This window comes from Pseudomonas rhizoryzae (assembly GCF_005250615.1).
Taxonomy (GTDB): domain Bacteria; phylum Pseudomonadota; class Gammaproteobacteria; order Pseudomonadales; family Pseudomonadaceae; genus Chryseomonas; species Chryseomonas rhizoryzae.
In genome coordinates this window covers 1-1,256 of record NZ_SULM01000044.1, presented here as the reverse complement: position 1 = coordinate 1,256, position 1,256 = coordinate 1, and the positions used below count along the sequence as shown (strand labels likewise).

General features: G+C 61.5%; 2 protein-coding genes. Both read right to left on the bottom strand.

Features of this window, described 5'->3' with window-relative positions:
* The coding region (locus FAZ11_RS24630; RefSeq protein ID WP_479681258.1) for a flagellin N-terminal helical domain-containing protein at positions 1 to 314 on the bottom strand (314 nt) is incomplete at its 3' end.
* 312 nt (positions 315 to 626) lie between these two features.
* A partial coding sequence (locus FAZ11_RS24625; protein ID WP_277751762.1) for a flagellin occupies positions 627 to 1,256 on the bottom strand: 630 nt, incomplete at its 5' end.

The window sequence follows — 1,256 nt, the reverse complement described above, 5'->3', positions numbered from 1 at the left end:
CTGTTGGAGCCGTTGGCGGACTGCACGGCCAGGTCGCGGATACGCTGCAGGATGTTGGTGGACTGCTGCATGGCGCCTTCAGCGGTCTGCGACAGGGAGATACCGTCGTTGGCGTTGCGGGTCGCCTGGTTCAAACCGTTGATCTGGTTAGTCAGACGGTTGGAGATCTGCAGGCCGGCAGCATCATCCTTGGCGCTGTTGATACGGCTACCGGTGGACAGGCGCTGCATGGAGGTGGCCAGGGAGCTGGACGCGTTCTGCAGGTTACGCTGGGTGTTCAAAGACGGGATGTTGGTATTGACGGTAAGGGCCATGGTGGCGTCCTCCAGTAGAGCCTTGTTTGCCTCAACCCCCACGCTAGAGCGGCTGGTTCAGGCGTCCCTGTGTTTCGCATTCAAGGAATTTATCGGCGCCAGTCCGAGAAACTTTAGCTTTGCTTGATAGCTTTTTGATGGCTCTCAACCCCTAAAAGCGCTCTGCGCCGGGAGTTTGGCAGGTCTGCCAGCAACGCCAGCTTTCAGGCGAAACCTCTACGGGACCACGTAGGAATCAGGGCGCAATCCGAACCGCCCAAGCCAAAAAGGGAGAAGGGGTAATCCCCTTCTCCCTTTGCCCAGCGGTCAGCCTTACTGGAGCAGGCTGAGTACCGACTGCGGCAGCTGCTTGGCCTGGGCCAGGATCGCGGTACCGGCCTGTTGCAGCACCTGGTTCTTCGACAGGTTCGCGGTTTCCGCGGCGTAGTCGGTGTCCTTGATCCGGCTACGGGCGGAGGTGGCGTTCTCCGAGATGTTGGTCAGGTTGCTGATGGTGTTGTCGAAGCGGTTCTGTACCGCACCGAGGTCGGCACGCTGGCTGTCGATGTTGGCCAGGGCCTGGTCGATCACCGACAGGGCTTTCTGCGCACCGTCAGCGGTGGAGATGTCGACATCGGACACCTTGCTCAACGAGGAAGAGGTGGCACCGAAGATCGCCGTGGTGTTGCCGGTCATGGCGAAAGTGGTCGGCGAATCCAGCTTCACGTAGCCCATGGCGGACCCGCCACCGGCCCGCACGTCCACAGCGGTGCTGTAGGTACCGTCGGACTTCTGCGAGGCGACACTGATGGCGCCTGCGGCGTTGCCGGTGTCGCTGCCGAAGGTGACGTTCTCGCCGGTGGCCGAGGTGATGGTGAGCTTCTTGGCCTGGCTGTCGTAGTTGGCGGTGACGCCCAGCTTGGCGGCGTTGGCGTTGATCTGGTCGGCCATGTCCTTGGTGCT